This window comes from Alcaligenes phenolicus, assembly GCF_032063905.1.
GTDB classification, from domain to species: Bacteria; Pseudomonadota; Gammaproteobacteria; order Burkholderiales; family Burkholderiaceae_B; genus Alcaligenes; species Alcaligenes phenolicus.
The window spans coordinates 38,179-60,137 of record NZ_DAMBOE010000006.1 but is presented as its reverse complement, the minus strand read 5'-3'; the positions used below and the strand labels follow the sequence as shown (position 1 = coordinate 60,137).

Sequence of the window (21,959 nt, the reverse complement as noted above, 5' to 3'; positions counted from 1 at the left end):
CGTGGGCCTGCCAAACACAGGCCACGGTAAAGATGAGCCCCGAAGGGCTCAAACTGCAGGATCAAGCGTGCTTAGTTAGCCTGACTGACCATGGTTTTCACCATCGTCCACTTGCCATCCTTAACTTCGTAGATGGTGACGGCGATTTCTTTCAGGTCGCCGTTCTGGTCGTAGGCAATATTGCTGCTGGTTGCGCCGTTGCGTTTCAAGGCAGCCAGTTTGGGCAGGTAGTCTTCTGCCTTGGAAGAACCGGCTTCCTTCATGGCGGTGATCATGTTCCAGGCGCCGTCATAGGCGTACGGAGCGTAAACACCGGGCTCAGCCTTGAAGCGGGCCTGGTAGTCCTTGGCGAATTTCTCGCCAGCCGCCATGGTGGACAGCGGCACACCAGCCAGGGACGCGTAAGTGCCGTTGGCAGCATTACCGGCCAGACGCAGGAAGGTGTCGCTGCGTGTCATTTCACCCGAAACCAGCGGTGCCTTGATGTCCAGCGTCTGCATTTGACGCTTCATGGGGCCTGACTGCGCATCCAGACCACCAAAGAAGATGGCATCGGGTGCCTTGGACTTGATGTTGGTCAGAATGGAGGTGAAGTCGTTGGCTTTGTCCGTGGTGTATTCACGGGCCACGATCTGGCCACCTGCTTTTTCTACCGCACGGGCAACCTGGTCAGTCAGACCCTGGCCGTAAGCGGTACGGTCGTCGATCAGTGCCACTTTCTTGGCTGCCAGATCCTTGACGATGAACTGACCCACAGCGGCACCTTGCTGGGTGTCGCTGGTCATCATGCGGAAGGTGTTGTCGTAACCTTGCTGGGTGTACTCAGGCGAGGTTGCCATGGCGATCTGGGGGATGCCCGCGTCGTTGTAAACGCGCGAAGCAGGAATCGTGGTGCCCGAGTTGAAGTGGCCCAATACGCCATCAACACCGTCGTCCACAATTTGCTGAGCCACCTGAACCGCCGTACGCGGGTCAGCCTGGTCATCCTTGGCCACCAGTTCAAAACGGGCGGTTGCGCCATCAATTTCAATTTTCTGGGCGTTGGCCTCTTCCAGAGCCAGCACCAGGCCATTGCGCATGTCTTCACCGTAGTGAGCCTGCGGGCCGGTCAAGGGGGCCGAAAAGCCCAGCTTGATCACCTTGTCAGCGGCAAAAGCAGGGCTAGCTGCCAATGCACCGAAAACTGCTGTCGAAACCAAGGCCAATTTAAAGCTCGTGATGGACTGCATATTGTTCTCCTTCGTTTTTTAATATAGCCGCGCTACTTGTCGGCCCGTGCCGTGAGAATGAACGCAGGGCCGCCGCTCCAGGTGAAATGTGCGACCAAACGTGTGCATAAAAATGGGTGCCCGCTGAGATCAACCGACCATCATCAGACTGGCATTGCCCCCAGCTGCCGCTGTATTGGTACTGACCGAGACTTCGCGCAGCAAACGCTCGACCACGTATGCCGCGCCCCCCTCCAATTCCTGTGTCAACAAGCCCTGAACCCCAACAATGGGGCCACGGCGTTCCGCCACTTGGCCCAGCACTTGCCGGAGTTCGTCGCTGTCGCCTTCAAACAAAACAGCATCATAATCTGCCTCACCCAAATCGGACATGGTGATTTGCTCGGCAGGGGCATCCTGCCAGCCGCCCAGACCCAAGCGATCCAGCAAGATAGCCTGGTTGCCGCTTTGCGCGCAGGCTTCACGTTGCGCTCTCCAGCCGTGCACGCTAACAGGCATGCACAGGACTCGCCCCCGTGGATGCAGCTGATACATATTGGCTTCGCCTGTCGGGCCGGGCAAGACCACGCCCTGCTCCTGCCAGCTTTGCAAAGGCAGGTTCTGCGGGCAACGGCTAAGCAGTCGGCGCAAGTACAAGGGGCCGCCTGCTTTGGGGCCAGTACCCGACAGACCTTCACCACCAAAAGGCTGTACGCCTACCACTGCGCCCACCATATTGCGGTTTACATAGACGTTACCAGCGTGAATGCGCGAAACGACACGCTCCACGGTTTCATCCAGACGGGTGTGCACGCCAAAGGTCAGTCCGTAACCACGTTCGTTGATCTGATTGATCAGGCTGTCCAGCTCGCTACGCTTGAAACGCATCACGTGCAGAACGGGGCCGAAAACTTCGCGCTCCAGATCCTTGACCTGCTCGATCTCGATAATGGTCGGCAAGACAAAGGTACCTGTCAGGCTGCGGCTTTGCTCACTTTGGGTGATACGGAAACCAGCCTCGCGCATGGCGCTGATGTGCTCTTCGATACCGGAGCGGGCTTCTTCATCAATCACCGGACCTACATCCGTGCTGAGCAGATCGGGATTGCCCACGCTCAGTTCCTGCATGGCACCGTTAAGCATATTCAGCACGCGCTCGGCCACATCTTCCTGAATGCAGAGCAGGCGCAAGGCCGAACAACGCTGTCCGGCCGAGTCAAAGGCCGAGTTCAAGACATCAAACACCACCTGCTCAGGCAAGGCCGAGCTATCGACCACCATGGCGTTCAAGCCACCGGTTTCTGCAATCAGCGGGACGGCCTGGCCGTCTGCCGTCAGGCGTTTAGCCAATTGACGATTCAAGCCCATGGCAACGGCGGTTGAGCCGGTAAACATCACCGCATTAACCTTCTCACTGGCCGCCAAAGGCGCGCCCACGGATGGGCCATCACCAGGCAGGAGCTGCAAGGCACCGGGAGCAATCCCGGCCTTGTGCAGCAGCTCGACAGCGGCCGCCGCGATCAGGCAGGTTTGCTCAGCTGGCTTGGCCAGGACGACGTTGCCTGCAGCCAGAGCCGCCGAGACCTGACCCAGGAAAATAGCCAAGGGGAAGTTCCAGGGGCTGATGCACAGCACCACACCGACGGGACGATATTCGTCATTATCAAAGTCGCGCAAAACCTGTCCGGCGTAATAACGCAAGAAGTCCACCGCTTCACGCACTTCGGCAATCGCATTCGCATAGGACTTGCCTGCCTCACGCACCAGCAGACCCATCAGGTCCTGCATATTGTCTTCCAGCAACTGAGCAGCCTGCTGCAAAGCGGCGGCACGCTCTTCTACCGGCGTGGCCTGCCAGATCGGCGCATAGTGGCTGGCGGCTTCCAGAGCCTGCTCCACATCCTGCGCTGTGGCAAACATGACCTGCCCCACCACATCCTGATGATTGGCCGGATTACGCACAATCGTTGCTTTGGACTCGTCCCAGACCGGATTACCCTGACCCAGGATAGGCTGAGCCTGACGTGGCAAAGCGGCGGTTTGCATCAAGGTGGCGGCTAAAGAACCCAGGCGGTGCTCGTTGCTTAAATCCAGGCCAGCCGAGTTCAAGCGCTGCTCCGCATCCCAGTACAACTGGCGCGGCAACGGAATCTTGTCGTGTGGTCGCCCCAAGGGTTGCAGGCTCAGGGCCTGAGCCACGGGGTCGGCAATCAGCTGCTCCATGTTCACATCGGCGTCGCCAATCTGATTCACGAAGGAGGTGTTTGCACCGTTTTCCAGCAGACGACGCACCAGATACGCCAGCAAGGTTTCGTGAGAACCGACGGGTGCATAGATACGGCAAGGACGGTTCAGCTTGCCGTCCTTGATCGGGCCGACTACCTCGTCGTACAGGTCCTCGCCCATGCCGTGCAGGCACTGGAACTCATATTGACCGGTGTAGTAGTTCTGACCGGCCATCACATAAATAGCGGCCAGGGTTTGCGCATTGTGTGTCGCAAACTGCGGATACACAGCTTCTGGGGCCTGCAAAAGCTTGCGAGCGCAAGCCAGATAAGACACGTCCGTGTGTACCTTGCGGGTGTAGACGGGATAGTCTTCCAGGCCATCAACCTGAGCACGTTTGATCTCCGAATCCCAGTATGCACCTTTCACCAGACGCAACATCAAGCGGTGACCGCTGCGGCGGGCCAGATCAATCAGGTAATCGATGACAAAGGGTGCCCGCTTTTGATAGGCCTGCACCACAAAGCCAATGCCGTTCCAACCTGCCAAAGACGGGTCGAAACACAGCTTGTCCAGCAAGTCCAAGGACACTTCCAGACGGTCCGCTTCTTCAGCGTCAATGTTCAGCCCCACATCGTAGTGGTGAGCCAGTTGCGCCAGGGACAGCAAGCGCGGGAACAGTTCACGCATGACGCGATCACGCTGGGAACGGCTGTAGCGCGGGTGCAATGCAGACAGCTTGATGGAAATGCCAGGACCTTCGTAAATCCCGCGACCCTGACTGGCACGACCGATCGCGTGGATCGCTTGCTCGTATGCCTGGTAGTAACGCTGCGCGTCTTCCGCTGTCGTCGCGGCCTCGCCCAGCATGTCGTAGGAATAACGGAAGCCCTGTTCTTCAAATTTGCGGCTATTGGCCAGCGCCGAGGCAATGGTTTGGCCAGTCACGAACTGCTCGCCCATCATGCGCATGGCAACGTCCACGCCTTTGCGGATCAAGGGCTCGCCCCCCTTGCCAATCATGCGGGTCAAGGCGGAGGACAAATTCTTTTCACTATTTACACTGACCAGGCGCCCCGTCAGCATCAAGCCCCAGGTGGCGGCATTCACAAACAGCGAGGGAGACTCGCCCATGTGTGCACGCCAGTCGCCGTGGCTGATCTTGTCGCGAATCAAGGCATCACGTGTTGCGCGGTCAGGGATACGCAGCAAGGCTTCGGCCAGACACATCAGGGCAACGCCTTCCTGGCTGGACAAGGAGAATTCCTGGATCAGGCCTTCTACGCCGCCGCCACGGCGCTTGGCGCGCAAGGCTTTAACCAGACGAGCGGCCAACTCCTGAGCACGCGCACTTTGAGAAGAGCGCGCTGCACTCAAGAGCAAAGGCAAACAGTCGGTTTCTGGACGGCGGTAGGCGGCGGTAATGGCAGCGCGCAACACACTTTGCGGTTGCACATCCTGCGCAAAGCCGTAAAACGGGATGGAAGGCATGAGTACACCTTCGTCAACGGCGTCGGAATCACTCCCGCTTAGCAGCGCCAATTCGCTAGGCAACACACCGCGCTCGATTCCTTCGATATAGGACAGCAAGGCCTGCTTATGCAGCCAATGCGGGGTGCACTGCAACTGATCCGCCGCACGCCGCAGGCGCTCGCGCAGTTCTATATCGACTTTAATCCCTAAGGTTGTGCTCGCCATGCTTCCTATCCCGGTTACGCTTTGTTGACTGCGATAAGCCGAAATAATACTGACGGTTAACCCAAATTCGTATTCAGGTTAACCCGCACAGGAAAAAGTTAACCCAAAGGGTTAACTGACGCAGAGCATGGCTTTGCTCAGGTTAACCGGGACAGGTTTACCTTGCATTTGTGCGGCCAGTGCGTCTGCCCAGCGCTGCTGCAATTGACGATGCGCCTGCACCAGCTCTGGCACGGAGGACGCTGGCTCGGAGTCCAGCCAGCGGCATTGCTGGACTTTCCCCTCAAAGCCAACTGGCGTCAGTGTCCAGCTCAACTCCAAGGTAGCGCGTTCACCATAGACAGATTCGAAGCGCTGTACCAGCACATCGATCTGCCACAGCGGTGTTTTCGGAGCAGCGCTGGCTAACTGGGGAACGCCCAGGCGATCCTGCAAACCAGACGCCAAAGCCAGGGACATTTCATCAGGTAAAGGTGAGGCCCACTGGCTATCGTTGAGCAGGTTGACTTGCCCGCCCGCGGTCTGCGTCAGCACAAAGGATCGACGATCCAATTGAGCAGGCACATCCATGCGTCGCAACTGAAAGCCCTTCCACACTTGCGTGGAAGGAGCCGCAGCCGCCGGAGCGGCATTGGACGCTTGCAAGGTGTAGTAAGTGGGCGTGGTCGAAGCGCAAGCGGTCAGCAAACCGGCGAACGCCACGGGAATCAGAAAACGAGACATCATGGCGCAGGCTCCGGCAGCACGTCAGGGGAACGACCTCGCAGGACCGCCGAGGGCTGGCTCTGCAAGGTATCGCTTAAATCACGCAGGGATCGCAGGGAGCGTTTCAGTTCGCTCAGGGTTTGATCCACAGAGGTATTGAAGGAAGAATCCGAATCCAGCATGGCGCCCAGTTTCTGAACAGCGGCATCCATGGACTTGAGAGCGCCATTGAGCTGCGGCACCGTCGTCTTGTCCAGTTGCTTGAGTACCTGACCCAGCTCCGTCAGCCCGCTTTGCAGATTCTTGCCGATCTGATCGAACGGGATAGCAGCAATCTTGGTAACGATATCGCTGACCTGCTCCTGCAAACGATCAAAATCCCCGGCGATCACAGGCACCACCAAAGGTTTGACGGTCTCGTCGAACTCGGCTTCAGGGGCCTTGTCGAAGAATTCCAAAGCAATGTACTGCTGGCCCGTAATCAGGCTGGCAGGACGCAATTGACCACGCAGACCACGCTCTACCATCGGTTTGAACAAGGCGCTCATTGGATCTTTCTCGTCCGGTCTAGCCTCCACCACCCGCTCGTACAGGCGACCAAAACGCTGCGGGTAGATACGTGCCTTCACCAAAGCAAAGAAGCGCTTGCGCTCAAAATCGAACTCCAGATCCACGTCGTAGACCTGCCCCAGCTCAAGGCCCCGGAACTCCACCTTGGAGCCTGGCACCAGGCCACGCACGGATTGATGGAAATGGAAGCGCAATTCAACCGCGGGACCATCCGGCTCTGCCATCGCGCGCTCTTGTGTGGGGAACAGCTCGTATTGCGCATCAGCCTCCGCAACATCCGTAGGCTCGCCTTCCATCTGATCAAAGGCTAGGCCGCCCGCCAAGGCGGATACCAAAGAATGCGTACGCACATTAAATCCGGTGGAATCCAGTGACATATTGACGCCGCTGACGTTCCAGAAGCGCGAGCCCTGCGTCACGAATTTGTCGTTAGGAGCATCTACAAACACCTGTACACGCACGCCATTGCCTTCTTCATTCAGCTCATAACTGCTGACTTGCCCAACCTGTATGCCCTTGTAGTACAAGGGCGAACCCAGATCCAGCGAGCCCAATTCGGGCGCAGTCAACACGTAACGCTTACCAGCACGGCCACTGGTTACTTCCGGCGGACTTTCCAGGCCCACAAAGTCCAGTTGCTCGCCTTTTTTATTCACTTCAAAAGGCGCGTCCACACCGATGTACACACCCGACAACAAGGTGCCCAGACCGGAAACCCCACTTAAACCCAAACGCGGGCGCACCACCCAGAACCGCGTGTCTTTTTGGGTAATGAACTCGGAGCCATCACGCTCCAGCTGCGCCGTGACCAAAACCCCTTTTCGATCCGGAGACACCTGAATGTCCGAAATCGTACCCACATCCACTTCGCGATAACGTAGCTTGGTTTGATCCACAGCCAAACCCTCGGCTGAATCAAAGCTGATCGTGATACGCGGTCCGGTCAACATCCAGTTTCGCAGCACCAAAGACGCCCCCACCAAGGCGGCGGCTATGGGCAAAATCCAGATCCAGGAGAATCGGGATCGCTTGGCAGGAATCAGTCTAGGCTGCGCGGGCTCGGTCTGACCGTCAGGCTGATTAGTTGTAGGATCGTGCACCTTGTTTCCTTCAGGAAGTCGCCTGTGAGGCAGGCGGAGACGGCGTAGTTTGCGGTTCTATTATGGGTTCTTCGTGGGTATCCTTGTCCCAGCCTTGGCGAGGGTCGTAGCTAAGCGCGGCCAGCATGGTCAAAACCACCACCATGCCAAAGCTCAAGGCCCCCGCCCCGGGAATAATCTGCGACAAGCCGGGGAAGTTGGCCAGGGCTGCCATCAGGACCACCACGAATACGTCCAGCATGGACCACTGCCCAATCAGCTCGACCATGTCGTAAATGCGATTGCGTTGACGCTGTACAGCATTGCCACGCCAACGACGCCCCAACAAAAGAATCATCAAAGCCAGCAGTTTGGTGATGGGGACCACAATACTGGCGATGAACACGATCAATGCCAAGTCCCAGGAACCCAGTTGCCAGAGTTCAATAACCCCACCCAGAATCGTATGCGCACTACTGCCTAAAATGCTTCGCAGCTCCATGACAGGTAGCACATTGGCGGGAATATAGAACACGCAGGCCGTCAACACCAGAGCGGCCACTCGTGTACGGCTATTGGGTTTGCGTTTATGAACAGTTGCACCACAACGGTCACAGTCCGGTTTCTGGCTGGACTGCACAAAGCCACAGTGGGTACAGGCACTCCAGGTTGGATGCTCTTTCAAGACCTGTCGGGTCGAAACCGGCACCAGATCGCGATCCTCTGCCCAGCGCCACAGACGCCCTGCCGTAATGCGGCTCAAGCCGGTCAGCAGGAAGGTCAAAGCAAAAAAGGCGTACAGACCTGGCGCAATCGTCAAATGCCCGATCCCGGCAAATTTCACCATGGCCACAATCAAGCCCAGGAACAGCACAGCCGTCATGGACCAATGCTCCAGATGGCTCAAAGCACGCAGGCCAATACCGAAATCGCCCGGCAAGGGCTTTTCTCGGGCAATCAGGCCCAAGGCCCAAAATTGGAAAATCAGTTGAAACAGCGGCAGCCAGAAACCCACCAGCCCCGCCATCACGGACAAGCCCCAATACCCTTGCTGCCAGATCAGCAACAGGGCTTTGGGAAACGTGGGCGACACTGTTTTACCCGCCATGCTCAGATAGACGACGGGAAACAGATTGGCAATCAGAAAAAGGATGAAAACCGCCAAGACCAGCGCTTGCCATTCACGTGGTGAAAAGCGGCTGTGGCGGTAAAGTTCAGTATCGCAACGCACACAACGAGCGAGCCCCGCTCCTTGAACGGGGACTCGCTCGTGTACGGTGTCACAGTGCGTACAGACGATTAAGGGGCGCGATGCCCTCACGGCTTAGTCGACTAATTCCGGCTCGGGACGCGAAGAGGCCTTGCTACCGGGCTCATCAGGTCCTGAAGAAGGATATTCCAGTACCACCTCGCCGTTCTCGTCCAGATCCACCTCGACCTGGCCACCATCGACCAGACGACCAAACAGCAGCTCGTCGGCCAGGGCACGGCGAATGGTGTCCTGAATAAGCCTGTGCATGGGGCGCGCACCCATGGCTGGGTCGAAGCCTTTGGCCGCCAGATGTTCGCGCAAGGCGTCCGAGAAGGACACTTCGACGCGCTTCTCGTGCAGCTGGTTTTCCAGCTGCATCAGGAACTTGTCCACCACGCGCAGGATAATGTCGCGCGACAAGGGCTTGAAACCAATGATCGCATCCAGACGGTTACGGAACTCTGGCGAGAAGTGACGCTTGATATCCTGCATTTCATCACCCGAGCGCTGGGGCTGGGTAAAGCCAATGCTGGTCTTGTTCAGCGCTTCGGCTCCGGCGTTCGTGGTCATGATCAGGATAACGTTGCGGAAATCGGCCTTGCGCCCGTTGTTATCCGTCAGCGTGCCGTGATCCATCACCTGCAGCAGGATGTTGTAGACGTCCGGGTGCGCTTTCTCGATTTCGTCCAGCAGCAGCACGCAGTGCGGCTGTTTGGTAACGGCTTCGGTCAGCAAACCACCCTGATCGAAACCGACGTAACCAGGAGGAGCACCGATCAGGCGCGACACGGTGTGACGCTCCATGTATTCGGACATGTCAAAGCGCAGCAGCTCTACGCCCAGCACAAAGGCCAACTGACGCGCCACTTCGGTTTTACCCACGCCGGTCGGGCCGGAGAACAGGAAGGAACCAATAGGCTTGTCAGGCAGACCCAGGCCAGAGCGCGCCATCTTGATGGCAGCCGCCAAGGCGTCAATGGCTACATCCTGACCAAACACCACCGATTTCAGATCGCGGGCCAGGGTTGCCAGCTTGTTGCGATCATCGCTGGAGACCGTCTGGGGCGGAATGCGTGCAATACGCGAAACCGTTGCCTGGATGTCGGCCTTGCCGATAACCTTTTTCTGCTTGGAACGCGGCAGCAAGCGCTGCGCTGCGCCGGCCTCGTCGATCACGTCGATGGCCTTGTCCGGCAAAAAGCGGTCGTTGATGTAACGGGCGGACAACTCCGCTGCCGCCGTCAGGGCCGCTGCCGAGTAACGTACACCGTGGTGCTCTTCGAAATTGGACTTCAAACCACGCAGAATCTGGATGGTCTGCTCCACTGTAGGCTCAGCCACATCGATTTTCTGAAAGCGACGCGACAAGGCGTGGTCTTTTTCGAAAATTCCGCGGTATTCCGAGTAGGTGGTTGCACCCAGACACTTGAGCTGACCGGAGGACAGCGCAGGCTTGAGCAGGTTGGACGCATCCAGCGTACCGCCCGAAGCCGAGCCGGCTCCGATCAGGGTATGGATTTCGTCGATAAACAAAATGGACTGTGCCGTTTCCTTGAGCTGCTTGAGCACCGCCTTCAGGCGTTGCTCGAAGTCGCCCCGATATTTGGTACCGGCCAGCAAGGCACCCATATCCAGCGCGTAAACACGCGCTTGACTAAGAATGTCCGGAACGTCACCACGCTGAATGCGCAGCGCCAAGCCTTCGGCAATCGCGGTTTTACCCACGCCCGCCTCTCCGACCAGCAAGGGGTTGTTCTTGCGGCGGCGGCACAGCACCTGGATCACACGCTCCACTTCCTTTTCACGGCCAATCAAGGGATCAATGCGACCCAGGCTGGCTTCGGTATTCAGGTCTGTAGCGTACAGATCCAGTGGGGACTTCTGGGCGTCCGATCGCGTGTCGGCCTCCGCAGCAGCGGCGGCCTTGGGTGGCTCGGGGGCAGCAGGTTCCGGATTGGCCTTGGTGATACCGTGCGAGAGGAAATTGACAACATCCAGGCGCGAGACACCTTGTTGCTGCAGGTAATACACCGCATGCGAGTCTTTTTCCCCGTACATCGCCACCAGCACATTGGCACCGGAAACTACATTTTTACCGGAGTTGCTGGACGATACGTGCATGATGGCACGCTGTATCACACGCTGAAAGCCCAGCGTGGGTTGGGTATCGACCTCGCCTTCACCAGGGAAAGTGGGCGTATTTTCGTTAATGAATTTACGCAGATTCTGGCGCAGTGCATCAATATCGGCAGCACATGCTTTCAACACTTCCAGCGTGGAGGCGTTATCGAGCAGGGACAACAGCAGATGCTCTACCGTGATGAATTCATGGCGCGCGGCACGAGCCTCGACAAAGGCCATGTGTAGACTGACTTCAAGTTCTTCGGAGATCATGCTTCCTCCTACACGGCAAGAGTAAAACTAGGGGTTAAAGCTATTCTATGACTAATTTGCCTGATCTGAACAATACGGTAAACCATTAAATGGTCAAGCATCAGGCACCGGCTCCATCACACACTGCAAAGGGTGCTGTCGCGACTGCGCCAGTTGTCGCACAATTTCCACCTTGGTGGCGGCAATGTCGCGTGGATACACACCACAGACCGCCCGACCCTCGTAATGTACTTTAAGCATAAGCTGTTCGGCCTGCTCCGGGGTCTTGGCAAATACCCGCTCCAGTATATTCACCACGAACTCCATGGGTGTGTAGTCATCGTTGAGCAAGATGACCTGATACATGGGTGGTGGGGCAAGCCGCGCGGATTGGCGCTCTACCGTTGTAGCGCCTTGCTTATCGATCTCAATGGCCATAATACAGAACTAGGTGCTTTCCATAGGTTGACTGGGGGGAACAAAATTCAGCATCATCCGACTGATCGTGTCAACTTCACAATAAAAAAGTGAGGTGCCGCGATCACAGGCCCAGGGAGGGGCCGAAAAAAGTATCAACCATACACTAAGTTGAGAGGCAGCAAGCATGTCGGAAACTACCACCACCGCAGGCACTGGAGACAATCAAAAACTATCCGGGACCGTTAAGTGGTTCAATGATGCCAAAGGCTTTGGGTTTATTACACCCGATAACGGCGGCGAAGATCTCTTCGCTCATTTTTCATCCATTCAGATGAACGGGTTCAAGACTTTGAAAGAAGGCCAGAAAGTTCTGTATGAAGTCGCCCAAGGCCCCAAAGGCAAGCAGGCACTTAATATTACTTCGCCTTAAGATCTCTTGCGCTCTCGATTCTAACAAAAGCAGGTTCGCAACACACATGCAGTATCGCACTACGACTACGGGGCCTGCGCGCCCTGTTTTTTTTGCCTGTCTTCTGGCAGCGCTTTGTATTAGCGCCCCGGTCCAGGCGGATGAGACTCTTCCCACCCTGACACTATCCCTGGGTTCAAAACAAATCCAGGCTGAAGTGGCCGATCGCGACGAGACTCGTGCACAAGGTTTGATGCATCGAGAAAGCCTGGCCCCCGATCACGGCATGTTATTCGTATTCGAGCAAAGCGGAATGCCTTGCTTCTGGATGAAGAATACGCCTCTGCCGCTGGATATCGCCTTCATTACTGAAGAAGGCACGATTACCAATATCGAGGCCATGCAACCCTTTGATCTTCAATCCCACTGCCCGGTGCGACCTGTGCGCTATGCCTTGGAGATGGAACAAGGCTGGTTCAAGCAAGCAGACAAAAAGGCCGGTGAGAAAATCACCGGCCTGCCTGCCCTGCAACCTTAGTTAGACGCGCTCAAGAATCAAAGCCACGCCCTGGCCGACACCAATACACATGGTGCACAGGGCGTAGCGTCCGCCTGTGCGATGCAATTGGTTGATAGCCGCAATCGCCAGACGCGCACCACTGGCACCCAGAGGGTGGCCCAGCGCAATCGCGCCCCCGTTCGGGTTCACGCGCGGATCATTGTCTGCCAGACCCAGCATGCGAGTCACCGCCAGACCTTGAGCGGCAAAGGCTTCGTTCAGCTCGATCACATCCATTTGATCCAGAGTCAGACCCGCCAAAGCCAGCACCTTCTGGCTGGCAGGTGCCGGGCCAATACCCATGATGCGTGGCTCCACACCGGCAAACGCCATGGCCACCACACGAGCACGCGGAGTCAGGCCTTGGGCTTCGACAGTTGCCTTGTTGGCAACCAGCAGCGCGCAAGCACCATCGTTCACACCCGAGGCATTGCCCGCGGTCACGGTGCCATCGGCTCGCACGACAGGCTTCAAGCGAGTCAGGGACTCCAGAGTCGTGGCACGTGGGTGCTCGTCCTTATCCACCACAATGGGATCGCCCTTGCGCTGGGGAATGATCACAGGGGTAATTTCTTCAGCCAGAATGCCGGCTTCCAGGGCAGCGGCAGCACGCAGCTGGCTATTCAGGGCAAACACGTCCTGGTCTTCGCGGGACACATTGAACTGCTGAGCCACGTTTTCAGCCGTTTCGGGCATGGAGTCCACGCCGTACTGCTCTTTCATGGCCTTGTTGATGAAACGCCAGCCAATGGTGGTGTCGTAAATATTGGCGCTGCGGGAGAACGCTGTTTCAGCCTTGCCCATGACGAAGGGGGCGCGGCTCATGCTTTCCACACCACCGGCCAGGATGAAAGAGGCATCGCCAGCGCGAATGGCACGAGCAGCCGAACCAATCGCGTCCAGGCCCGAACCGCACAGACGGTTCAAGGTCACGCCAGGCACATCCACGGGCAAACCGGCCAGCAGAGCGGACATCCGTGCCACGTTGCGGTTGTCTTCACCCGCCTGGTTGGCGCAGCCGTACATCACATCATCCAGCCTGCTCCAATCGACTTGGGGGTTGCGCTTCATCAGCGCGGCAATAGGCACCGCACCCAGGTCATCCGCCCTCACAGCGGACAGCGAACCGCCATAACGTCCGAAAGGCGTACGAATTGCGTCACAAATAAAGGCGTCCTGACTCATGAAATTCACCCTGATATCTTGAATAAAATCACGCGGGAGCACTATGAAGAGCGCTCGAAATCTACTGTTTTGATAGTAGCGCTTGAGTACAGCCGGGTTTTTTCTGGTGATTCAGCATGTCCGCACTGCGGTCAGTTTAGTGCGTCCAGCCCCGAACGATCCGGCGGTCTATGCGCCAAAGCTCCTGCTACAGTTACAAGCCGAATCCACAGCAGGAAAAAGCTTATTCAATTCTCATACCCGCAACGCCAGGTAATCAAGGCATTAAGAAAACAAGGCTCGCTCGGACAGGAAAGCAGACGGAAGCCCTCTTTCCTGCACTCAAACCAATATGAGGGCGCTCGTTTTTACAATCGCCAGCCGAACTGCCCACTCAAAGCAGCGCTAGAACTGTTCGGTGCAATTAAGGGCTTGATCACTTGGAGCAACTTTCGCTTGTGCCAACTCTAGTCGGGCGGCCAGGATGTCAGCCTGGAAGGCCTCCTCACTCTGCACACGAGCCACCGCGGCGGCGCCTATCACACGTCCCGCCTCCACATCACTCTGCCAATGTACATTGCAAATGACACGGCTTTGACCGAAAGACAGGCCACGCGCCAGCAACTCATTACTTCGTTCGGGGCTGATCTGCGCCAACACTAGTGCCCATGCCCAGCCAGCAGCCGCATGGCCCGAGGGATAGGAACCATCATTGCGCAAGAACTCCTCATCCGCTGGTGTGCATGTATCTTCATTATGAAGATCGAAAGGACGTACCCGCTGATACTTGTTTTTGGCTCCGTAAGTGGATAGACCCGCATCAGGCAACAAGCGACGCATCATCTGATAAATAACCGGCGTGCTCTCTTGATCGATTTGAACTCCCAGTGCGCACGAATAATTCTGAGCGGGCCGTGGAAATACCAAGTCTGCATCTTGTTTAGCCAGTGCCCAGCGAGCTGACCCTTTCAGCTCCCCGGCAGCCCGACGCGCTTCTTCATCCCGGGCAAAGGCCGCACTATCTGCAGCCGGCGGCGGATCGAGGAGCATCACACTATCCGGCAGTTCAGTTCGGTCCAAGTAACCAGCCACCCGCTGGACGGAAGAGTGACTTTCCTTGACTTCCAAATGTGTAGAAGACTGAGCGCTCAACTGACCCGCCGACAAAAGCAAGACACTGCCCACCAGGCCCAACAAGGCAGGACGAACACGCAAAGCAGCAGACATAGCAGACCTCGACTAAAGGAGCAAAAAGCCCCGGTTTCGGAAAACGCCAACGGCCGCGTGGAGCTCTTGACCCGGCTGAGACCGGTAAACACTGAAGCTGCACCCCGGCACGATTGGAAGACAATCCGCGATCTTGCCATTGCAGCCGCCAAACTGAATAGCGTGCTTGCCATTTGGTGCCACAGGTCAAGCACCCTCATGGCCTGCTCATGGCATACTTCCCCCGTTGACATCCTCTACAGGCTCATCACCATGCAAGGCAACCCCGAAGTCCTCGACTATCTGAATCAACTGTTGCGCGGCGAACTCGCAGCGCGCGACCAGTACTTTATCCATTCCCGCTTTTACGAGCATCTGGGTTTCACGCAGCTTTACGAGCGCATGAACCACGAGATGGAAGAAGAAACCCAGCACGCTGACGCCCTGATACGCCGCATCCTGATGCTCGACGGTATTCCCGACATGCGCCCCAATGCGTTTGAACCCGGCAAGGACGTGGTCGGCATGTTGCGCAAGGATCTGGAACTGGAATATGAAGTTCGCGCGGCTCTGCAAAAAGGCATGGCACTGGCAGAATCCGCCAGCGATTTCGTGACACGCGACATCATTCTGGCCCAGTTGCGCGACACGGAAGAAGACCATACCTACTGGCTGGAAAAGCAATTGGGCCTGATCGAAAAAGTGGGCCTGGAAAACTACCAGCAATCCCAGATGTAAGGTCTTCACCAGCAAGGCATGGCCGCACACGCCCTATGACTTGTTTTCATTGAAGCCATAAAAAAACCGCCAGCATGCGCATGGCGGTTTTTTTATTGCCGGGTAGCCCTCCAATGAGCGCTACCCTCAACGTGGACGATTAGCCCAGGTTCTTGGCGGCAAAGTCCCAGTTCACCAAGTTCCAGAAAATTTCCAGGTACTTGGGACGGGCATTGCGGTAGTCGATGTAGTAGGCGTGTTCCCACACATCACAGGTGATCAGGGCGACGTCGTCGGAAGTCAGCGTCGTGCCAGCGTTGCTGGTATTGACGATGTCCAGGGAACCGTCGGCCTTTTTGACCAACCAGGTCCAGCCCGAACCGAAGTTGCCAACGGCAGACTTGGTGAAGGCTTCTTTGAAGGCGTCAAAGCTGCCCCATTTGGCGTTGATGGCATCAGCCACTTTGCCGGTAGGAGCGCCGCCGCCGTTAGGGGACAGGCTGTTCCAGTAGAAAGTGTGGTTCCAAACCTGAGCAGCGTTGTTGAACACGCCACCGGAGGATTTCTTGACCACATCTTCCAGGGAAGCGTTTTCAAATTCGGTGCCAGCAACCAGATTGTTCAGGTTGGTGACGTAAGCCTGGTGATGCTTACCGTAGTGAAACTCCAAAGTTTCCTTGGAGATATGTGGCTCAAGGGCGTTGAGTTCGTATGGAAGAGCTGGAAGAGTGAATGCCATTTCAATTCCTTCTAAAAAAAACCGTGTTTGGTATCCAACAAGGACGACGCAGCCTAGAGCAGATCGTGCGTGCGCACCACATCCACCGACACATGACCGCGACTCAACTCGACATCGAGTCGTTCACCAATCTTTAAGTCTAACGCATTTTTTACAACTTTCCCCTCGCTATCCCTGACTATGGCATATCCACGATTGATGATAAGGCGCGGGGACAAGGCTTGCAGCGTTTGCTGGGCCGCAGCCAGGCGCTGGCGACGCAAAACCAGCGCATGATCCAGACCTTTTTCCAGCCGTTGGAAAAGCATATTCAGATTTTGCTGTCTTGACGTCAGCTGAGGAATGCTGCGCTCCAAACGCGCCCTCAAGGTAGTCAGGCGCAACGCAGCAGTATCGGGGACGCTGCGAGCCACACGTTGCAGTCTTTGGGTGAGATGATCCAGACGTTGTTGCTGCTGAGCCAGACGTTGATGTGGAGAGACCAGCTTGGCGACCGCCCGATCCAGACGCAGGGAGGCCCGATCCAGATGACGCTGCACACCGTGGCTCAGCGCGCCCATACGCGCAAACACCTGTTCCAGTAACTGATCGCGCCCCAGACAGGCCAGTTCGGCGGCGGCGGTTGGCGTGGGTGCGCGCAAGTCAGCTACAAAATCAGCAATGGTGAAGTCTGTCTCGTGCCCCACCCCACTAATAATAGGGATAGGACTGGACGCGATCAGACGCGCCAGACCTTCGTCGTTAAAAGCCCAGAGATCCTCCAGACTACCGCCCCCGCGTACCAGCAAGAGCGTATCGACCTCGGCCCGCTCAATCGCCGTTTCCAAAGCTTGCCGCAATCGCGGCGGTGCTTCTGCTCCTTGAACCGGAGCAGGATAAATAATGATGCGCACGTGCGGAGCACGACGCTCCATCGCTGTCAGGACATCCCGCAAGGCCGCGGCTGCCAGGGAAGTGATAATACCTATGCTGCGCGGCAAGGTGGCGATGGGGCGTTTGCGCTCAGGATCGAACAAACCTTCGCTTTGCAACTGCCCTTTCAGCCGCAAAAAGGCTTCGTGCAAATCCCCCAGCCCGGCGCGGCGCATGCCTTCCACCTGAACCTGGAAGTCCCCGCGTGCCTCGTACAAGGTAACCGAGCAACGAAACTCGAAGCGCTCGCCCGCACGCGGCACGAATCCCACGGCCTGGGCACGCCCCCGAAACATCACGGCACGAACGGCCGCCTTGTCATCCTTGATGGAAAAGTACCAATGCCCGGAAGCGGCCTGGGTAAAGTTGGACACTTCACCGCTAACCCAAACGACGGGCATGTGCTCGTCCAGCAACTGGCTGACACGGCGGTTCAACTGTGCCACGGTCCATACCGCAGGTGCTCTAGATTCTTGATAATGCATCATATTCTTTGTTTTTGACTCGCCCCGAACTAGTTTTCCACCGCTCCGTATCCACAACTGTCATGCTTTTGTCAAATAGACGCCAAGACAATGGCTTCCGTTGAACACCTGATACAGCACTTTACCGAAACCGGATAAGCCATTGAAATTAAAGACTATTTATAAAAACACCAAGATGGTCGAAAATTAGCCAGAGAACCTCTAAACCACCGCCCGAGCCACTATGGGATGTTTTATACACAGAATTATCCACAGTTTTTGTGGATAGTTTTAGCACTACACCTATTACTTCAAATACATCAGGGGTTTGGCCGTGCTTTGTGGGAAAAGACCGTAAAGTGTACCGCGCTCGCGCCGGAACATTCCCGCAATGCGGACAGGGGCTCTACAATAAGCGCTGATTTATTTCGTGACCGGATAATAGACTCGTGCTTACTTTGATCCATGCCGCTGGCTGGCCTGTCTGGTTCCTGCTGGCCTGCTCCATTCTTGCCCTGGGTTTAATCCTGGAGCGCCTTCTGGCCCTGCGCAGCAAACGAATTCTACCGACTGGACTGGCACGCCAGATCAGCGAGCTGACAGCCCAGAACCGCATCCAGGACGACTCCCTGCCCCGCCTGTACGACAACTCCCCCCTGGGTCGAGTATTAGCCACCGTACTGAAAAATCGTCATCTGGCTTCCGCCTTGCGTGAGTCCGCGGTCGAGGTGGAAGGCAAGGACATCAGCTACCAATTGAACAAGTACATTCCGGCACTGGGCACCATTGCCGTTATCGCCCCTTTGCTGGGCCTGTTTGGTACGGTTATTGGCATGATCGACATTTTTGCCGCCTACGACCCCGCCGGTGGTGACCCCAGCCTGATTGCCCGTGGCATTTCCGTGGCCCTGTACAACACCGCCCTGGGGATTCTGATTGCTGTCCCGGCCATGATCTTTCACCGCTACTTTCGCAGCCGTGCCGACTATCTGCTTCACCGTCTGGAAACGGAAGCGGGTGCGCTGGATCGTCTGCTGGCTCAGAGGGCTGTCTGATGCGCTTTCGCCGAGCCCAAGACCAGGACACGCTGGAACTGAATCTGGTGCCCTTGATTGATGTCTTGCTGGTGGTGCTGATTTTTCTGGCTGCCAGCAGCACCTTCGTGCGCTATCGCCAGCTGGATGTTTCCTTGCCCCAGGCTCAGGCCCAGGCCGCCCAGACCACTGAACTGCTACTGGCTATCAGCCAGGATGGGCGCTATGCCCTGAACGGCATGTGGCTGGACGCCAGCAGTGGTTCTCCCCTGAGCCAAGCCCTGTCGACCGAAAAAACCGACGAGAACAGCAGCCTGCTGATTCTGGCTGATGCCCAGGCGCCCCACTTTGCAGTGGTCCAGGCCATGGAAGCCGCCCGTCAGGTTGGCATCCATCGAATTCACTTTGCGACCCAGGCCCCATGAGTGTGCGCGTCCGCCTGACTGATTGGCTGCACCAGCAGTGGCAGAAAAAAGGCTGGTTCAGTCTTGTGATGCGCCCTCTTTCCGCGCTGGCGGCAATCTTCGTACAACGCAAGCAGCAACGCTACGAGCAAGATCCCGGTGCATCCTACCGCAGCCCGGTGCCGGTGATTGTGGTGGGCAATATCATCGTCGGTGGCGCAGGCAAGACTCCCGTCGTCCTGGCGCTGACCGAGCATTTGCGTGCTTTGGGTTGGACGCCCGGTATTGTCAGCCGTGGTTATGGTGTGGAGATCGGCCCCAACCCGCGTGTGGGCCAGGGACAATTGGCCGCCGAACAGTTTGGCGATGAACCCGCTCTGATTGCCGCCCAAACCCAGGCCCCCATCGCCGTCCACCCTCGTCGTGCCCTGGCTGCCCAGGCTTTGCTCAAGGATTTCCCGGCCGTCGACCTGATTATTTCAGATGATGGCCTTCAACACCTGGCCTTGCAGCGTGATATGGAAGTCGTGGTGCAGGATGCACGTGGCGTAGGAAACGGCCTGCTGCTACCGGCCGGCCCACTGCGTGAAGGCCCCGAACGCCTGCGTACGGTGGACTGGCTGATCAGCCAGGTGGTGGCCGACCAGGCACCTCCTTCCACCCCTCAACCCGCCGAGCCTGGCCGCGCCCTGAGCATGAGCCTGCGTCCTTATCAACTGGAACATCTGAGTTCAGGCCGCCGCCTGAGCTGGTCGGACTGGTATCAGGAATACGGCCAGCAAGAACTGCAGGCGCTGGCCGCCATTGGCCAGCCTGCCCGTTTTTTCACGATGCTGCGCGCTTGTGGTCTGCATCTGAGTCAGACTTTCCCCCTGCCCGACCATGCCGCCTTGCAAGCCCAGGACTTTCAGGCCCTGCATGACGGGCTGGTACTCATTACCCGTAAAGACGCCGTAAAATGCCAGCACCTGAACGACTCACGACTGTGGGTTGTCGATGTCCAACCCGAGTTCTCACGCCCGGACTGGATTGCTGAACTGGACAGCCTGTTGCGCAAGCGGCGCTTAACCCCACCCTCTTTATCCGGAGTTCAATAATGGAAACTCGCCTACTCGAAGTGCTGGTCTGCCCTTTGTGCAAAGGCCCACTGCGCCACGACCGCGAACAGCAAGAATTGGTCTGCAAGGCCGACAAACTGGCCTTCCCCATTGTGGACGGCATCCCCACCATGCTGATCAACGAAGCGCGTCAACTGGATGCGCAGGAACCCGCCAGCAACTGATATGACTTTTTCCGTCATCATCCCTGCGCGCCTGGGTTCCACCCGTCTGCCCAACAAACCGCTGGCTGACATTGCCGGCCAACCCATGATCGTGCGCTGTGCCCAGCAAGCGGCACGGAGTGGAGCGCGTCAGGTTTGGGTGGCGACGGACTCGCCTCAAGTGCTTGAAGCCGTCCAGGCAAACGGCTTCAACGCCCTGTTGACCGACGCCGAGCACCCGACCGGCACGGATCGCCTGGCCCAGGCTGCCCGCTTGCTGGAGCTGTCCGAGGACGAGATCGTCGTCAATGTGCAAGGGGACGAACCTCTGATCCAGCCCGAGCATATCAATGCCGCCGCCGAACTGCTGGCTCGTAGCGAACAGGCGGATATTGCCACGCTGGCCGCTCCCATCAAGAACGCAGAGACGCTGTTCAATCCCAATGCCGTGAAAGTGGTGTGCGACCTGCAAGGCCGCGCCCTGTACTTTTCCCGCGCCCCCATGCCCTGGGCCCGCGACGCGTTGGCTGGTGGCGAACGGGTACTGGCCGACGGGCTTCCCGCATTGCACCATATTGGCCTTTACGCCTACCGAAATCGCTTCCTGCAGCAGTACGCCCAGCTGCCGCGCGGGCCGCTGGAGCACTTCGAATCTCTGGAGCAGCTGCGAGCCATGGAAAACGGCTTCCAGATTATGGTTCACCGCCTTCAGGAGATTCCTGCAGCCGGGGTAGACACCGAACAAGACCTGGAAAGAGTACGCGCTCACTTCGCAAATCGGTTATAAAAGATCTTTTTTCTGCTCTATCCGAATAAAAAATGCGCTAAATATGCTGCAACGCATCATACTGAAGCGAGAATCGGATCGACGCATTTCCTGGAGGAATTCATGCGACTCATACTGCTCGGGCCCCCTGGTGCCGGCAAAGGCACTCAAGCTGCTTTCATTACCGAGAAATTTGGTATTCCACAAATTTCCACGGGCGATATGTTGCGTGCCGCTGTCAAAGCCCAATCCCCGCTGGGTGTAGAAGCCAAAAAAATCATGGACGCCGGTGGCCTGGTCTCCGATGACATCATCATCGGCCTGGTTCGCGACCGTCTGAAAGAAGCAGACTGTGAGCCCGGCTACCTGTTCGACGGTTTCCCACGCACGATTCCCCAGGCCGATGCCTTGAAGGATGCCCAGGTCAAACTGGACTTCGTGATCGAAATCGACGTACCGGAAGAGAGCATCATCGAACGCATGAGCGGCCGCCGTATCCACGCAGCCAGCGGTCGTAGCTACCACGTCACCTTCAATCCACCCAAAACCCCCGGTGTGGACGACGTAACAGGCGAACCCTTGCTCCAGCGCGACGATGACCGCGAGGAAACCGTCCGCCACCGCTTGTCTGTCTATCGCGAGCAGACCCGCCCTCTGGTCGATTACTACTCGCAATGGTCAGCCACCGGCGACCCGCAAGCTCCGGCCTATCGCAAGATTTCCGGCGTGGGCAGCGTCGATGAGATCCGCCAGCGCATTGTGGACGCCCTGGCAAGCTAAGTAAGTCAAGATT

The 21,959-nt window shown here is 57.2% G+C and carries 20 protein-coding genes; 9 read left to right on the top strand and 11 right to left on the bottom strand.

Annotated elements, in window-relative coordinates; genetic code table 11:
• Nucleotides 1–71 precede the first annotated feature (71 nt).
• From U2949_RS13090 to clpS, 7 genes are all read right to left on the bottom strand, one after another.
• Nucleotides 72–1,229 carry a branched-chain amino acid ABC transporter substrate-binding protein gene (locus tag U2949_RS13090; protein ID WP_063693130.1) on the bottom strand — a complete coding sequence of 386 codons (1,158 nt, stop codon included), beginning with the start codon at nt 1,227–1,229 and terminating at the stop codon, nt 72–74.
• A gap of 129 nt (nt 1,230–1,358) precedes the next feature.
• On the bottom strand, nt 1,359–5,132 hold the full coding sequence (gene putA / locus U2949_RS13085; protein ID WP_321288183.1) for a trifunctional transcriptional regulator/proline dehydrogenase/L-glutamate gamma-semialdehyde dehydrogenase: 3,774 nt from the start codon (nt 5,130–5,132) through the stop codon (nt 1,359–1,361).
• A gap of 111 nt (nt 5,133–5,243) precedes the next feature.
• A complete protein-coding gene (locus tag U2949_RS13080; protein ID WP_009455706.1) occupies nt 5,244–5,858 on the bottom strand; it encodes a PqiC family protein in 615 nt (204 codons plus the stop codon).
• Complete coding sequence (locus U2949_RS13075; protein WP_321288181.1) at nt 5,855–7,507, bottom strand: PqiB family protein; 1,653 nt, start codon at nt 7,505–7,507, stop codon at nt 5,855–5,857. The genes U2949_RS13080 and U2949_RS13075 overlap by 4 nt, the downstream gene beginning before the upstream one ends.
• Nucleotides 7,508–7,517: 10 nt before the next feature.
• Nucleotides 7,518–8,717 carry a paraquat-inducible protein A gene (locus tag U2949_RS13070; protein WP_051316212.1) on the bottom strand — a complete coding sequence of 400 codons (1,200 nt, stop codon included), beginning with the start codon at nt 8,715–8,717 and terminating at the stop codon, nt 7,518–7,520.
• Between the two features lie 93 nt (nt 8,718–8,810).
• Nucleotides 8,811–11,132 carry an ATP-dependent Clp protease ATP-binding subunit ClpA gene (gene clpA / locus U2949_RS13065; protein ID WP_026482894.1) on the bottom strand — a complete coding sequence of 774 codons (2,322 nt, stop codon included), beginning with the start codon at nt 11,130–11,132 and terminating at the stop codon, nt 8,811–8,813.
• A gap of 93 nt (nt 11,133–11,225) precedes the next feature.
• Nucleotides 11,226–11,549 (bottom strand): ATP-dependent Clp protease adapter ClpS, encoded by a 324-nt coding sequence (clpS, locus tag U2949_RS13060; RefSeq protein ID WP_026482895.1) that lies wholly within the window; start codon nt 11,547–11,549, stop codon nt 11,226–11,228.
• 166 nt (nt 11,550–11,715) lie between these two features.
• On the opposite strand from clpS, the gene U2949_RS13055 reads away from it, so the two are divergent.
• Nucleotides 11,716–11,961, top strand: a complete 246-nt coding sequence (locus U2949_RS13055; RefSeq protein WP_003801483.1) for a cold-shock protein — start codon at nt 11,716–11,718, stop codon at nt 11,959–11,961.
• A 46-nt stretch (nt 11,962–12,007) separates the two neighbouring features.
• Nucleotides 12,008–12,478, top strand: a complete 471-nt coding sequence (locus tag U2949_RS13050; protein ID WP_026482896.1) for a DUF192 domain-containing protein — start codon at nt 12,008–12,010, stop codon at nt 12,476–12,478.
• Here U2949_RS13050 and pcaF read toward each other — a convergent pair whose 3' ends face one another.
• Both pcaF and U2949_RS13040 read right to left on the bottom strand, forming a co-directional pair.
• The gene (gene pcaF, locus U2949_RS13045; protein ID WP_321288177.1) at nt 12,479–13,684 is read right to left on the bottom strand and encodes a 3-oxoadipyl-CoA thiolase; all 1,206 of its coding nucleotides are present in this window, start codon (nt 13,682–13,684) and stop codon (nt 12,479–12,481) included.
• Nucleotides 13,685–14,068: 384 nt separating this feature from the next.
• Nucleotides 14,069–14,890: an acid phosphatase gene (locus tag U2949_RS13040; RefSeq protein ID WP_321288175.1), complete on the bottom strand. Its 822-nt coding sequence runs from the start codon at nt 14,888–14,890 to the stop codon at nt 14,069–14,071.
• A gap of 252 nt (nt 14,891–15,142) precedes the next feature.
• On the opposite strand from U2949_RS13040, the gene bfr reads away from it, so the two are divergent.
• Complete coding sequence (gene bfr / locus U2949_RS13035) at nt 15,143–15,607, top strand: bacterioferritin (RefSeq protein WP_026482898.1); 465 nt, start codon at nt 15,143–15,145, stop codon at nt 15,605–15,607.
• Nucleotides 15,608–15,746: 139 nt separating this feature from the next.
• Here the strand turns inward: bfr and sodB are convergent, their stop codons facing one another.
• On the bottom strand, nt 15,747–16,325 hold the full coding sequence (sodB, locus tag U2949_RS13030) for a superoxide dismutase [Fe] (RefSeq protein WP_009455685.1): 579 nt from the start codon (nt 16,323–16,325) through the stop codon (nt 15,747–15,749).
• Nucleotides 16,326–16,378: 53 nt separating this feature from the next.
• Nucleotides 16,379–17,725, bottom strand: a complete 1,347-nt coding sequence (gene xseA / locus U2949_RS13025; RefSeq protein WP_026482899.1) for an exodeoxyribonuclease VII large subunit — start codon at nt 17,723–17,725, stop codon at nt 16,379–16,381.
• Between the two features lie 425 nt (nt 17,726–18,150).
• Between xseA and U2949_RS13020 the strand changes: the two genes are divergently transcribed.
• The 6 genes from U2949_RS13020 to adk all read left to right on the top strand — a co-directional run bounded on the left by U2949_RS13020 (nt 18,151) and on the right by adk (nt 21,946).
• The gene (locus tag U2949_RS13020; RefSeq protein WP_321288171.1) at nt 18,151–18,756 is read left to right on the top strand and encodes a MotA/TolQ/ExbB proton channel family protein; all 606 of its coding nucleotides are present in this window, start codon (nt 18,151–18,153) and stop codon (nt 18,754–18,756) included.
• Complete coding sequence (locus U2949_RS13015; protein ID WP_042487898.1) at nt 18,756–19,160, top strand: ExbD/TolR family protein; 405 nt, start codon at nt 18,756–18,758, stop codon at nt 19,158–19,160. Before U2949_RS13020 ends, U2949_RS13015 begins: the two co-directional genes overlap by 1 nt.
• Entirely contained in the window at nt 19,157–20,236 is a 1,080-nt protein-coding gene (gene lpxK, locus U2949_RS13010; RefSeq protein ID WP_321288169.1) for a tetraacyldisaccharide 4'-kinase, read from the top strand. The genes U2949_RS13015 and lpxK overlap by 4 nt, the downstream gene beginning before the upstream one ends.
• Nucleotides 20,236–20,421: a Trm112 family protein gene (locus tag U2949_RS13005; protein ID WP_026482903.1), complete on the top strand. Its 186-nt coding sequence runs from the start codon at nt 20,236–20,238 to the stop codon at nt 20,419–20,421. The genes lpxK and U2949_RS13005 overlap by 1 nt, the downstream gene beginning before the upstream one ends.
• A gap of 1 nt (nt 20,422) precedes the next feature.
• Nucleotides 20,423–21,187, top strand: coding sequence for a 3-deoxy-manno-octulosonate cytidylyltransferase (kdsB, locus tag U2949_RS13000; protein WP_321288166.1), 765 nt, complete (start codon nt 20,423–20,425; stop codon nt 21,185–21,187).
• A gap of 102 nt (nt 21,188–21,289) precedes the next feature.
• Nucleotides 21,290–21,946 (top strand): adenylate kinase, encoded by a 657-nt coding sequence (gene adk, locus U2949_RS12995; RefSeq protein WP_026482905.1) that lies wholly within the window; start codon nt 21,290–21,292, stop codon nt 21,944–21,946.
• Nucleotides 21,947–21,959: the final 13 nt, after the last annotated feature.